At 47.5% G+C, this 13,070-nt stretch carries 10 protein-coding genes and 1 pseudogene; 5 read left to right on the forward strand and 6 right to left on the reverse strand.

Annotated features, from left to right (window positions below):
* Window positions 1-95 precede the first annotated feature (95 nt).
* A complete protein-coding gene (locus tag GCU85_RS06015) occupies window positions 96-1,088 on the reverse strand; it encodes an Ldh family oxidoreductase (protein ID WP_407944977.1) in 993 nt (330 codons plus the stop codon).
* 217 nt (window positions 1,089-1,305) lie between these two features.
* On the opposite strand from GCU85_RS06015, the gene GCU85_RS06020 reads away from it, so the two are divergent.
* From GCU85_RS06020 to GCU85_RS06040, 5 genes are all read left to right on the forward strand, one after another.
* Window positions 1,306-2,208, forward strand: coding sequence for a LysR family transcriptional regulator (locus GCU85_RS06020; RefSeq protein ID WP_152810280.1), 903 nt, complete (start codon window positions 1,306-1,308; stop codon window positions 2,206-2,208).
* 224 nt (window positions 2,209-2,432) lie between these two features.
* Window positions 2,433-3,881: an aldehyde dehydrogenase family protein gene (locus tag GCU85_RS06025; RefSeq protein ID WP_152810281.1), complete on the forward strand. Its 1,449-nt coding sequence runs from the start codon at window positions 2,433-2,435 to the stop codon at window positions 3,879-3,881.
* Window positions 3,881-4,870 (forward strand): membrane dipeptidase, encoded by a 990-nt coding sequence (locus GCU85_RS06030; protein ID WP_152810293.1) that lies wholly within the window; start codon window positions 3,881-3,883, stop codon window positions 4,868-4,870. The genes GCU85_RS06025 and GCU85_RS06030 overlap by 1 nt, the downstream gene beginning before the upstream one ends.
* 49 nt (window positions 4,871-4,919) lie before the next feature.
* On the forward strand, window positions 4,920-6,629 hold the full coding sequence (locus tag GCU85_RS06035) for a hypothetical protein (RefSeq protein ID WP_218110572.1): 1,710 nt from the start codon (window positions 4,920-4,922) through the stop codon (window positions 6,627-6,629).
* Window positions 6,619-7,413: a hypothetical protein gene (locus GCU85_RS06040; RefSeq protein ID WP_152810282.1), complete on the forward strand. Its 795-nt coding sequence runs from the start codon at window positions 6,619-6,621 to the stop codon at window positions 7,411-7,413. The genes GCU85_RS06035 and GCU85_RS06040 overlap by 11 nt, the downstream gene beginning before the upstream one ends.
* Window positions 7,414-7,431: 18 nt before the next feature.
* On the opposite strand, the gene GCU85_RS06045 is transcribed toward GCU85_RS06040, so the two are convergent.
* The 5 genes and pseudogenes from GCU85_RS06045 to GCU85_RS10455 form a co-directional block, all read right to left on the reverse strand.
* Window positions 7,432-8,109: a class I SAM-dependent methyltransferase gene (locus GCU85_RS06045; RefSeq protein ID WP_218110573.1), complete on the reverse strand. Its 678-nt coding sequence runs from the start codon at window positions 8,107-8,109 to the stop codon at window positions 7,432-7,434.
* A gap of 67 nt (window positions 8,110-8,176) precedes the next feature.
* Entirely contained in the window at window positions 8,177-9,727 is a 1,551-nt protein-coding gene (locus GCU85_RS06050; protein ID WP_152810284.1) for a carbon-nitrogen hydrolase family protein, read from the reverse strand.
* Between the two features lie 324 nt (window positions 9,728-10,051).
* Complete coding sequence (locus GCU85_RS06055; RefSeq protein WP_152810285.1) at window positions 10,052-12,205, reverse strand: vWA domain-containing protein; 2,154 nt, start codon at window positions 12,203-12,205, stop codon at window positions 10,052-10,054.
* Window positions 12,198-12,809 (reverse strand): RNA polymerase sigma factor, encoded by a 612-nt coding sequence (locus GCU85_RS06060; protein WP_152810286.1) that lies wholly within the window; start codon window positions 12,807-12,809, stop codon window positions 12,198-12,200. Before GCU85_RS06060 ends, GCU85_RS06055 begins: the two co-directional genes overlap by 8 nt.
* 149 nt (window positions 12,810-12,958) lie before the next feature.
* Window positions 12,959-13,070: pseudogene (locus GCU85_RS10455) on the reverse strand (IS30 family transposase); the annotation flags it as partial.

The following is a 13,070-nucleotide window of genomic DNA, read 5'->3' on the forward strand; positions in this document are numbered from 1 at the left end:
GGCAAGTGTTGCAGGTGGTTACTAAAGCGTAAAGCTACTGTAAAGTTAGATAGAGTCGATACTGCTAATATTGACTAATCATTTACAGAGTGACCCTACGATTCGCTATCTTTAATCAGCAACTGAAGCTTATCCCATAGCGCGCGATCGACGTCAACCGCGTTACTTGATTTGTCTATACTGCCTGGTAGACGTGCGCCGTCTTGGGCGTTAACGGCTTCTGTCAGTTGTGATAGCCGTTGCCAAAAAGACTCGTGTTGATTAATCTGAGGGTCAATAAGCAAATAGCATTGACCGAGGTCGTGCGGTTTGCCCTCGGGGGCTTTTAGTGCGGCGACATCGCTTGAATTAACTGACCCTGTCAGGCCTGCGGCAAAAATCTCAGCCATCAAACCAAATCCCCAGCCTTTGTAGCCGCCCGCTGAGCATAATGAACCGCCCAACGCTTTTTCAGGATCATCGGTGGGTTGTCCCGCTGCATCAATCGCCCAGCCAAGCGGAATTTTGGTGCCTGCGGCTTTGGCCATCGTGATTTTGCCAAGCGCGACAGCAGAAGTGCTCTGGTCAAATTGAAAGGCAATGCCGCCTGATTGTGCGGGCACCGACATGGCGATAGGGTTAGTGCCAATGACGGGTTGGTTGCCATTGGGGGGTGAGACTATCGCAGACGCATTGGTCATGCCGATGCCAATCAACCCAGCGTGTGCAATTTGTTCGGTAAAATAGCCCAGCGATGTACAGGTGTGGGCGTGCGCGACAGATAAGACGCAAATACCTTGGCTTTGGGCGGTTTCAATCGCCTTGGGTAGGCCTTTGGCGAATGCGGCTTGGGCAAACCCAAATTGGGCGTCAACATAGACAGCGCTCGGCTTGGGTTGGCTGACAATCGGTGTTAAATGGCCTTGAACACGCCCCGTTTGGAGTTGCTGACAATAGCTTTCTAAGTAGTAGAGTCCACAAATTTTGTTGCCTTTGGCTTCGGCGACAGCAACCGCATCTGCGACAGCGGCGGCAATCCAATCAATCGCACCATGTTTACGTAGTGCTTGGTAACTGATTTCCCGAATTTGACTGATGGGTAAGTGAATCGTGTCTGCGTTATTGGCATGATTAGCATGGCTAGAATGACTAGAATGATCGATGCTCGTATTGGCGGTTGGATTGTTGTTCATGTTGATACCCCGTTAGAATGCAAATAAAATTGCCTAGATTTGTGGTTGATTTTTAAGTTATTTAGGCGTATACCTAGTGTTTGAATGATTAAGTCAAGCTGAATTTATATCAGCATAATAGAGATGAGTTGAAATGGCAATTAAAGTTGAGATGCTACGGTATTTTGTCACCGTTGTTGAGAGTGGTAGTTTAGAGTCAGCCGCATTGGTGCTTAATCGCACACCGTCTGCGGTGTCGATGATGCTAAAACAATTTGAAGAGACCTTGGGACTGGCGTTATTTGCAAGCAGTCGTAAAAACAAACTCACACCAGCGGGGCAAAAAATATACACCATTGCCACGCGCGAAGTGGCGCACTTTGAGCAAACCATTCGTGCGCTCAGTGGGGTTGCTAAGGCGGTGACGGGCTCGATTAAAATTGCGGTGACGCCTTCTATCGCCAGTGCGGTATTGCCCGTGATTATGCGCGACTATATTGCGGCGCATCCGAATTTGCAGATTGAGGTACGAGACATGACCTCGCTACAGGTTGTTGACGCGATTAATAGACAACAAGCCGATGTGGGCATCGCCTGTTGTGATGATAAGGCCAACTTGTATACCCACCATTTGTTTTCTGATCGGTTTGGCTTTGTTTGTCGCAAAGATCATCCTACCATTGGCAATAAAATAGACGAATGGGGACGCATGACATGGGCAGATATTCAGGACGCCTATTTCATCGTCAATGACCTATGTAAATTTATTCAAGATCCAGATTTTGTCACCATTCGCCGCAAATCTAACCTCAGCGCACCGAATACGGCGTCGTTGTTGGGGATGATTCGCGCAGGAATTGGCGTGAGTATTTTGCCTGAATTGGCGGCAATTATGTTAGAGCCTGATTTGTGCTTTTTACCGCTTAAAGCAACTGAATCTAAACGTGAAATTTATTTATTGTCACAGCCTTTGCAATCGTTAACGCCTGCGGCAAAGGCCTTTGTTGGTACGGCAGAGGCTTTTGATTACCGCGCCTATTTGATTCAGAAAAACTGAAATTAAGTTCAATTTTTTAAGCTTGATTGAAGTTAGTTTCTGTGCGATTATCCTAGTACACATCCTCGTGCATATCACGCATTAATTAAATGATAAGCATCGTATAGCGAAGCTAAATTAAATAAAATCAAATACAAATGAAATTAACTACAAATGAAATCAACTAACCAGTTGATTGATGAAAATTAAATCTAGTGAACTACGTCACTAGTGGGAGAAGCAATATGACGCACCACCACAATTTTATCGCGGGTCATTGGATGGACGGAGAATCTGCCATCACCAACATTAATCCATCGGATTTGTCGGATGAAATAGGCACGTATGCGCAGGCATCTAGCGCACAACTAAACCAAGCATTGGAGCAAGCGAAAATTGCCCAGATACAGTGGGCAGGTTATGCGTTGGAGCGCAAACAGACGGTTTTGCACAACATTGGACAAGCACTGATGGCACGCGCTGAGGAGCTAGGCACGCTGCTTTCTCGTGAAGAAGGCAAGCCCTTAGCCGAAGGCAAAGGCGAAGTTTATCGCGCCGGGCAATTTTTTACCTATTACGCCGCTGAAGTGTTGCGCCAATTGGGGCAAAATGCAGATTCGGTACGGGCAGGGGTTGATATTGATATTCGCCGTGAGCCGATTGGCACGGTGGCGGTGATTTCGCCGTGGAATTTCCCGACGGCAACCGCGGCTTGGAAGATCGCACCCGCGCTTGCGTTTGGTAATGCGGTGGTCTGGAAGCCTGCCAACTTAACCCCCGCATCAGCAGTTGCACTCACCGACATTATTGCCCAGCAAGACATTCCAGCGGGTTTGTTTTCGTTAGTCATGGGTGCAGGGCGCGAAATTGGTCAGGCGTTGGTTGAAAGTCCGATGGTCGATGCCATTACCTTTACGGGTTCTGTCGATGTGGGGCGGCAAATTGCCCAAAGTGCCATTGGTAATTTGACCAAGCTACAAATGGAAATGGGGTCTAAAAATGCCTTGGTGGTAATGGATGATGCCGATGTGGATTTGGCGGTTAGTCTCGCGGTCGGTGGGGCTTTTGGTGGTACGGGGCAAAAATGTACCGCGTCTTCGCGGTTGGTGGTGCATCGTGCAATCCACGATGAATTTGTCGACAAACTGGTCAAAGCCACCACCGCAATGCGTGTCGGGCATGCGCTTGCAGCTGATACGCAAATGGGGCCTGTGGTCAGTGACACGCAGCTACAACAAAATCTCAATTATGTCAAAACGGGTCAAGCAGAAGGCGCAACACTACTTTGCGGTGGCGAAAGGGTTGAGCGGAATACCGACGGATATTACATGACACCTGGCGTATTTGTGGATACCAACAACCAAATGCAAATTAACCGCGAAGAGTTGTTTGCACCGTTGACAGCGGTAATCGCTGTAGCGGATTACGAACAGGCGTTAGCCACAGTCAATGATACGCGATTTGGGCTAACATCGGGGATTGTGACGCAACGCTTGTCGGTTGCGCATGATTTTCGTCGCCGTGCCCAAACGGGTGTCGTGACAATTAATCTACCGACCGCAGGCACAGATTACCATGTGCCCTTTGGTGGTCGCGGCGATAGCTCGTATGGTTCGCGTGAACAAGGGCAACAGGCGATTGAATTTTACACCCAGATGAAAACCACCTATATGGCGAGTGGTGATCCGACATGATGCGCATTGACGGCCTGCAATATTGCGCATGGTCGGAGACGATTTTTCGTCAGTGGCGTGCTAGTGGGCTAGACGCAGTTCACGTGACGATTGCTTATCATGAAAATTTTCGTGAGACCGTGTTGAATGTCGAACAATGGAATCGCTGGTTTGAGCGCCATGACGATTTAATTCTACATGGACAAACGGCAGCCGATGTGGCGTTGGCTCATGAGACGCAGCGCACGGCGGTGTTCTTTGGCTTTCAAAACCCGTCGCCTATAGAGGATGATATTGGGTTGGTTGAAGTTTGGCACAAATTGGGCGCGCGATTTATGCAGCTAAGCTATAACAACCAATCCTTATTGGCGACGGGCTGCTATGAATCAGATGATGCGGGCATTACTCGCATGGGCAAAGCCGTGATTAAAGAAATGAACCGTGTGGGGTTGGTCGTTGATATGAGCCACTCTGCTGACCGTTCAACGATTGAGGCCGCCGAAATTAGCGCGCGCCCGATTGCGATAACGCATGCCAATGTATACGCGTGGCATCCTGCGCTACGAAATAAGCAAGACTCTGTGATACGCGCGGTTACCGATAATGGCGGTATGCTAGGGTTTTCATTATACCCGCATCATTTAAAAAACAAATCAGACTGCACGCTGGATGATTTTTGTACGATGATAGCCGATGCGGTTGCCAAATACGGTATTGCACATTTTGGTATTGGCAGTGACCTGTGCCAAGACCAGCCCGATCGTATTGTCGAATGGATGCGTGTTGGGCGTTGGACCAAAGACATTGACTACGGCGAAGGCTCTGCTGATGCCCCTGGGTTTCCAACCATGCCTGAATGGTTTCGTGATAACCGCGACTGGCCAAATTTGGCACAGGGGTTAGTGGCTAAAGGCTTTACAGCCAGTGAAGTCAATGCGTTGTTAGGGGGGAATTGGTATCGGTTTTTCGCAGAAAACTTCACGCCCCAATCGGGCGAAGCGGGTATCTAACAAACTAAAGCAACAAACTAAAGCAACAGACTAAACCATGAGGTGAGCGATGAACGTAACTGAAGCGACGCATAGTTCGAGAGAAGCACGGCGTTATCAGCGACCGCCTGAACAGCTAATGCAGTTGTCGCGTTTGGGTTGCTTTCACGCCTCTAGGTTATCGTTTATGCGCGTTTTGCTACGGCGCCTTTACCTAGACAATTGGCAATTTAAGCAACAGACTTTTGCCATTGACAATAGCGGCGAGGGGTATGCCGTTTATACCGCACAATGCGAGCAATCGATTTATTCGTTGGTGGCGTTTGCACACGATTTACCAGATTCGTTACGCAGTGATCGTGTCATTGCAGAGCGTTGGGATACGACGTTTACTTTATTTGACGGGGTGCCAAGCGCGGCCGATATTGCGCGTTTACAAGCCAATGTGCCGCTGCAAGAAGCAGGTCGCATCAGTGAAAAAGAGCTCTCGTTATCGCGTGCCAACCGCTCAGGACGGTTGTGGTCATATGTGATTGATTGTTTAGCGATGGGCAACCAGCCCGATAGCGATATGATCAAACAGACAGGATACCTAATGCGGACAACCGCCGTTTACGGCTCGGGGAAATTTGGCGCCGCAGACCGCGAAGTCATTGCCGAGCGCCCTGAATTTAGTGGGCCATTTCAGGTAGAAATGTTACATGTCTATTTAATTCGCTGGTTTGTCCGTGATTTGGCGAATGCGTTGGCGAAAGCCCAAGGCGGAGACAAAGCCACAACGTTGGACGCAGGAATAGCTAGATTATTGGGGATAGGGAATTCCACAGGGCTAGGTATGGCGCCGTTTATCGTTAACCATCCTGTGTTATTCAATAATTGGATTAGCGCCCGTGAAATGGCGATTGCCAAAGTCTGTCAACTTGCCAACGCAGATGAATCGGCGGTTGCGTTATTTAGCGCCTGCTTTGATGCCAGTCAAGTCTCTGTCGATAATTGGCAAACGCGCCACCCCATTCAGATTGAAAAATTAACGGTATTACGCGCCGAACTATCGCAACTAGCACAGTATTTGCAGTCGTTTGATTGGCAACAAAGCAGGCCTTGGCAGGCTTTGTTTGACTGGGTTCAGGATACACTGGGCGCAGATGCGCAAGAGTTATTTGCCTCACTCATGCTAGAGCCATATCCTGAGTTAGTGGATGGTTTGGCGCATTGCATGCTAGCGCCCGCCAGCAGCCCGTTAATTGATGGTGGGTTGTCTATTGCAAGGTTGCGTCAAACCATCGAAAGTCGCGCGAATTGGGCGCTAAAAACTGACTGGGAAGCGCCTGATAACCGCGCCCGCGTATGGTATATCTCCGAAGAAAAGCTAGAGCCGCGTCTCGGTGAGCGCTTCGAAGAGGATATTGCCGATTATGAACAGCCACTCTGTACGGGCAAGCGGATTGCCGAGTTATACCAACTGACCACCGATTGCGAGACAAAAACCGTTGGTGATTTTTTATTCCGCCACCCACAACACCGTGAGACGGTCAAGCGTGTATTACGGCTAAATACCCATCCTTATGCCGAAATTCAAGACAATACGATTGAAAAAACCATGTTACCCATTGATATGTTACGTTGTAAATTGTCATTTTTTGGGGCGACACATTTTGATCCTCGCTCCGATCGTTGGGTGCGCATTGTGATGTTTCAACACGCGCCTTATCCAGACGAACTGCACGCTGAAAACTATGATTACTGGCCTTATAACGGAGGCTTGTTGCATGGCGGTTGATTTTTCGTGTAACGAACTCGCTACGCTGGTTAAACACGCCGCCCAAGGCGCAGGCCACCCAATGCCAGAGGCGCTTTCCTATGCTGCGGTGTGGATGAGTCGGTATGACTTTTCGGCGCTGGATTTTTGTGGGGCTGAAGGTTGTGGCATTGAGCTTTGTGGTGCTCGGCTTGCATGCCAAGTGTTGGATAAACAAGTAGACGGCCAGTTAAATTGGCAAGGTCGCCCCGAGATGATTTGGCAATTGCCTAGCACACCTTATCCAACGTATTTTTGCCCTGTGTTAGTCGGGTGTTATTTGGCTGATAACGCGCTGGCCGATAACGCGCGGACGACAATTGGAAATAAAACCTCAGCGACAATATGCGGTATTGCCAATAGCGGTCTGATGCTGCCTTATTGGGCAGCGCTGGCTAAAACAATGCAAATCAGTCTCGCCGTTGATTTCTACGTTGGCGTCTCGCGGGTTTCGATGATAGCGAGTGGCGAGGCATTATGGCTGACGAATGTCGCGACGAACGGCGCCGCAAACAAAGCCGCAAAGTCGATTATCGATACACCACCGCTAGGCGAACGAGGGCTATCAGTGCAGGCGCAGGCAGTAGCGGGTCAAGTCAGCATTCAATTGATTAATCAAGATGCGGTTGCCGTTGATTGTCGGAGCCATGTGCCGTCAAAAAGTCGTGTACGCTTATCACAAGACATCTTAGCAAGGCTCAAAACCCACGCGGCGTCTATCTATGCGCCAGCGACCGAAGAATCACGCCAGCGCGGGGCAGGGTGACGGAAGTTAGCGACAAAACTAGTTGGTGAAAACCGATAAACGATTAGTAATGGTTAATTCAGAAAATTGATAATTGCCCTTTATTTTCGTCAGGGTGTCGCGTTGATAAATAAAAACATGTGTTTCATCGTTTTTGTAATACCAATTGGCAAAATCAATTTCATCCGTGTATAGGTGCGTCATACAATAAAGGCGACCGTTGGGCTTGAGTCGTTGCTTTAGCAGGGTGAATTCTTTGTCTGGGTTATGAAAATGCTCAATCACTTCGCAGCAAACAATGTAGTCGTATTTAGCGTTGAGGACCTCGGGTTGATTGCAAAAAAAAGGATCAAATTGCTGTAGCGTGTATCCCGCGTCGGTGAGGAGTTTGGAAATCACAGGGCCAGTTCCTGCGCCGAAGTCTAGGCCAATGCTGTCGGTGCAAAAGTCTTGTTTTACAGCGTTGACAATGGGCGCGACAAAGCGTTGATAACTCAGGTTATTTACGTCATTATTATGCTGTTCGTAGCGCGCTTTTTCGGCCGCTGGGCTGGGCAAAAAGCGTGTTGGCTTGAAAATGCCTAAGCAATCGCGGCAACAAAAAAAGCAATCTCGATAAAACAAGTCACCACGCCCGTGGCAAAGCGGACAGGTTTCGGTATCTGTGTGCTGAATGCTGCCATTGTCTGTTGACTGGGGTGTCGTTTTCGCCGTCATTTTCGCCGTCATTTTTGTTGTTGTTTTGGGTGGTTAACAGCGTTTGTTTGTCAAGCGCATAAATGAATCACTCGCCTTTATTTGGTGTTTTTGGATTGGATTTTTTTAATTCAAACAAGTCGTTTCTGCGGTCTTTAAGGTTTCTCACACTGCCGAATTGGTTCAGCTCTCTGAGTAAATCAATATCGACGTCGGCGATTAAAATCATTTCGGTGTTGGTCGTTGCCTCGGCCTTTATCCCATTGGCAGGGAATGCAAAATCACAGGGTGTAAAGACCATAGACTGGGCAAATTGGATATCCATATTGTTAACCTTGGGTAGGTTGCCGACACTGCCCGCGATGGCAACGTAGCATTCGTTTTCAATGGCGCGGGCTTGTGCGCAATGCCGAACTCTGGAATAGCCATTTTGCGTATCGGTTAAAAAGGGGACAAACAAAATATCCATGCCTTCGTCGGCTAAAATGCGGCTTAATTCAGGGAATTCAACATCGTAACAGACGAGAATGCCGATTTTTCCACAGTCAGTGTCAAATGAGGTTAATTCATGTCCGCCTTGCAGCCCCCAGACTTTGGCTTCGTCAGGCGTTACATGCAGTTTTTCAAAGCGCTCCAGCGTGCCGTCGCGGCGGCATAAATAGCCGACGTTGTAGAGTAAATCACCCACTAATTCAGGCATGCTGCCAGTGATAATATTGATATTATACGCAATCGCTAATTCAGAGAATTTTTGCACAATGTGTGGGGTATGACTGGCCAGCTCTCTGATCGCCTCTGACTCAGGCAGGTGGTTGTTATCGGCCATTAACGGCGCATTAAAAAATTCAGGGAACAGCGCAAAATCTGCACGATAAGCAGAAACCGCATCAACAAAATACTCAGCCTGTTGCATTAATTCGTCCAAGTCTTTGTATAATCGCATCTGCCATTGGATTAACCCTAGCCTGACGACTTTTTTATTGGTGGTGGCTAGCGAATTTTGTTTTTCATAATAAACATTGTCCCATTTCAACAGAATGGCATACTCATTTGATGCATCGTCGCCTGCCAGATAGCCCTTTAAGATTTTGGAGGGATGAAAATCATTCGACATTTGAAAATTTAACACAGGGTCTTGTATTTCCTTGCGTTTGACTTTTTCAATATATTCTTTGGGCGACAGCGTCTCAGCGTATTTGTGGTAGTTAGGGATTCTACCGCCAAAGACAATGCCGCGCAGGTTTAGTTTTTCGCATAACTCTTTGCGATAGTCGTATAATCTGCGACCTAATCGCAGGCCGCGATATTCAGATTTGATAAATACATCAATGCCATAAAGCACATCGCCATCATCAGTATGAGTGTCAAACGTATAATTGCCGGTGATGTCTTTGTAAGTATGGTGGTCGTCAAATTTGCTATAATCCACAATAATGGATAACGCACACCCTGCCAACAAACCGTTGACTTTGATAACGGCTTGCCCGTCAGGAAATTTGGAAATCAATGACTGAATATGAGAAACCTTCCAATACGCATCAGGCATATTGGGGTAGGCTTCTATCATTGCTTTTTTTAATTCTTCGTAATCATCGATGGTTAAAAACTGAAGGTCGATGTTTTCTATGGTATCTTTCATATATTTTGAGTGTGCGTGTTGGGGTTGTTGAAATAGTCTACTGTGAGATATGCGTAAATCATCAAAGATTCTAGAATTAAATAGCCCAAGAAATCGTAAACGGAAAAAGGATTTTGTTTTACCATAACTTTACTCTTAATTATCTTCATGACGTTACGTTAGCACTAACATTTCAATAACTAAATTTACCTATAGTCGAATGCTAACTATACAAATTGATTTATTTTTCAACGATTGTATAGGGGAACGCAGCACAAAGCAAACTTTGTCGTCGTGTTGCTCTGTGCTCCGTAAACACTGTGTTGTGCCGTTTGGTTTATGGTCTTATTTCGTGGTGTGTAGTGATTTGGCTTGGCGTACTAGCTGGACAAACTCACTGCGGTAGCCGAATTCGTCAAATCCACGGGCGTTTACCGCCATCTCAATGATTTGGTCGAATGTATAGTCGCCGAGATAGGCATCGCCGCGTAGTAATTGCCCAAATGCAGCAACGCTGGTTGCAAATCGGATATCATCAGAAACATCGGCGATAGATGGCTGTGCCATATCGTCTGTGATGGGGGTTTCGATGAGGCGGCTGGTGGTTGTGCCTGGCTGTTTATAGCGTAATTTTAGCCAAGCATATTCGCTGTCATGTGGTTTTTTTGCTGATTCGTTTGTTTTAGTGGCTTCGGTGGTTTCAGTTGGTTTGCCTGTACTATTGGGTTGATAACGCAGTTCATCAACTAACTGCCCAGCAGACCCAGTTGGCGTGATTTCGTAAATAGCGGTCACCGTATGACCTGAGCCAATGTCGCCTGCGTCGATTTTGTCGTTGTTGAAGTCTTCGCGGTTGAGTTGGCGTGTTTCGTAGCCAATCAATCGGTATTCGCTGACTTTATTTGGGTTAAATTCGATTTGGATTTTGACATCATTGGCAATCGGGAATAGGTTAGCGGCAGCCTCTTGGGCCAATACCTTGCGAGCTTCGTTTAGGGTGTCGATATAGGCGGCGGTACCGTTACCATGCTGGGCGAGGGTTTGCATTAAATGGTCGTTGTAATTGCCTTGCCCAAAACCTAATATGGATAAATAGACACCACTGTCGCGTTGTTTTTCGATATAGGTTTTTAAGTCTTCGGTATGGTTGATGCCGACATTAAAGTCACCATCGGTGGCTAGAATAATGCGGTTAGTCCCCGTTGCGAGATAGTTTTCTTTTGCCAATTGATAGGCGAGTTCAATGCCGGCGGCACCTGCTGTCGAGCCGCCTGCCTGTAGATTCTCTAAGGCGGCGATGATTTGGGTTTTGTTGCTGGCTTTGGTGGGCGCTAGTACCGTGCCTGCGCTGCCTGCATAAACGACAATCGACACCGTATCATCGGCATGTAATTCATCGAGTAGCAACCGAAAAGACTGTTTTAGTAGCGGTAATTTATCATTGGCCGCCATTGAACCTGAGGTGTCGATTAAAAAAACCAAATTCGACCGTGGTTTTTCAGCGTTGACTACGTCATGGCCTTGGATACCGATGTGCATGAGTTTGGTATTGGCATTCCACGGCGTGGGGAATACCGTCACATTGGGTTTGAACGCATTGTCGCTGTCGCTGGGTAAGTCGTATTGATAATCGAAATAATTAATCATCTCCTCGATACGTACGGCATCTTTGGATGGTAGCTGGTTGTGATTCAATTGCCGACGAATAAAGGCGTAGGCGGCAGTGTCTACGTCAATTGAGAATGTAGAAACGGGCTGCTCGGTGGTTTTTTGAACAGGGTTTGCGGTAACGCGCTCAAAGTTATCACCATCACTAACCGCGACACGCTGACGGGATAAGTCAGCGGATGGTTGCATAGGGGCTTGTGAAGTGGCTTGTGAATCAGATCCGCCGAATGCGGTTCTTATGCCCAACGAAATAACATGCACTTCTGTTGTATCAGCTTGGGAGTCAGATAGGCTATTATTTGCTTGGCTATCTATACTATTATTATTCGATGGTTTGGCTTTGGCATACTCAGGCGCTTTGTTTTCAGGTTTGTTGTCGACCATCTCGGTGGCGGGCGCTGCTTGGTCTGCTGACGTGTCAGTTTGTTTTTGTGATGGGGTGTTACTGCTATTTTTTTCTACCACGCTGCCTAGAAAGAAGGGGCTGGTTTTTTCACCTTGGTGGTCGAGATAATTGGGCACGACAATCGCAACGGCTAATACCGCAGCAATGGCACTACCTGACAGAATCATTTTTTTCATTGTATTACTCCATAGTTGTTTTAAGTTACTATAGATAAGACGCGCGGCATGACGAATTCCTTGGGGAGAAGTCGATTTATTTTCGTTGGTGTTTGATTTCGCATCAATTTGTGCCTTGTTTTGCGCTTTATTTTGCACATCATCGTCGATAAAAGCCTCACGGGCAGCGCGGATGGCGGCTGCTTTGGCGCGTTTGGACGCAGGCGGTGCGGTTAAATCCTGTAATTTTTTGAGGTCATTGTCATGCATCGTTTTGTACCTGTTGGCTCAGCTGTTTTTTGGCTTGGTGGATATACCACGAAACCGTACTCTCTTGGCATTGCATAATGGCTGCCGCTTCGAGGTGCGTGTGTCCCTCGGCATAGACTAATAGGGTCGCATCACGGAGTTTGTCAGGCAGTTGTTGTACGAGTTGCCAAAGGGTGATGGCATTCTCGTTTGCGGCTTCGTCTACAAGGCTGTGAGTAGTCGCATAGGCGGCGCTGTCGATGGCAATGTGCCCTGCCTCATGTGTTGCCTCATGTGTCGTGGGATACGCAGTGTTTTGGTAACCTGTCGCGTCATCCAGTGGTTCGGTCGCGCGGTGTGCTTGTTGGCGTAGAAAATCCTTTGCGCAATTAATGGTTATGCGATAAAGCCACGTGCTTAACGCGCTTTCTTGGCGAAATTGCCTAATGGCGCGTGCGGCTTTGATGCAGGCTTCTTGGGCGATGTCTTCGGCATCGCTCTGATTAAGTACCCATTTGAAGGCGCAGCGATAGATTAAATCGTAATGCGCCTCGATTAATTGTGAAAACGCATCGGCATCACCTTGTGCGGCTTGGGTGATTAACGGGTCAACGGGGTTTGACATTTAACGGCATCGTGCTTAAGGGGTTAATTTGTTGCGTGTTGGTTTTTCTTGGTATCTGGGTAATTAGACGGGGCGGACAGAGAATTCCTTGGATAAAATAAAAATAATGGTAAAAAAACGTGGCGGATTCCATTTGCAAGTGCAACGGTCTAACATCTAGATAATACCTCAAGTGGTGTTTGGTAGTCTAGTACTTTTCGGGGTCGGTTGTTTAATCTGTGTTCGATAAATTGTGTTTGCTCAAGCGTCACTGTGTCAAGC

It is taken from the genome of Ostreibacterium oceani (genome assembly GCF_009362845.1).
GTDB classification, from domain to species: Bacteria; Pseudomonadota; Gammaproteobacteria; order Cardiobacteriales; family Ostreibacteriaceae; genus Ostreibacterium; species Ostreibacterium oceani.

Bases quoted from the DNA above. Each gene is read 5' to 3' on its own strand.
- GCU85_RS06020 (WP_152810280.1), top strand. From the start codon at position 1,306: ATGGCAATTAAAGTTGAGATGCTACGGTATTTTGTCACCGTTGTTGAG.
- GCU85_RS06025 (WP_152810281.1), top strand. From the start codon at position 2,433: ATGACGCACCACCACAATTTTATCGCGGGTCATTGGATGGACGGAGAA.
- GCU85_RS06030 (WP_152810293.1), top strand. From the start codon at position 3,881: ATGCGCATTGACGGCCTGCAATATTGCGCATGGTCGGAGACGATTTTT.
- GCU85_RS06035 (WP_218110572.1), top strand. From the start codon at position 4,920: ATGAACGTAACTGAAGCGACGCATAGTTCGAGAGAAGCACGGCGTTAT.
- GCU85_RS06040 (WP_152810282.1), top strand. From the start codon at position 6,619: ATGGCGGTTGATTTTTCGTGTAACGAACTCGCTACGCTGGTTAAACAC.
- GCU85_RS06045 (WP_218110573.1), bottom strand. From the start codon at position 8,109: ATGACGGCGAAAACGACACCCCAGTCAACAGACAATGGCAGCATTCAG.
- GCU85_RS06050 (WP_152810284.1), bottom strand. From the start codon at position 9,727: ATGAAAGATACCATAGAAAACATCGACCTTCAGTTTTTAACCATCGAT.
- GCU85_RS06055 (WP_152810285.1), bottom strand. From the start codon at position 12,205: ATGCATGACAATGACCTCAAAAAATTACAGGATTTAACCGCACCGCCT.
- GCU85_RS06060 (WP_152810286.1), bottom strand. From the start codon at position 12,809: ATGTCAAACCCCGTTGACCCGTTAATCACCCAAGCCGCACAAGGTGAT.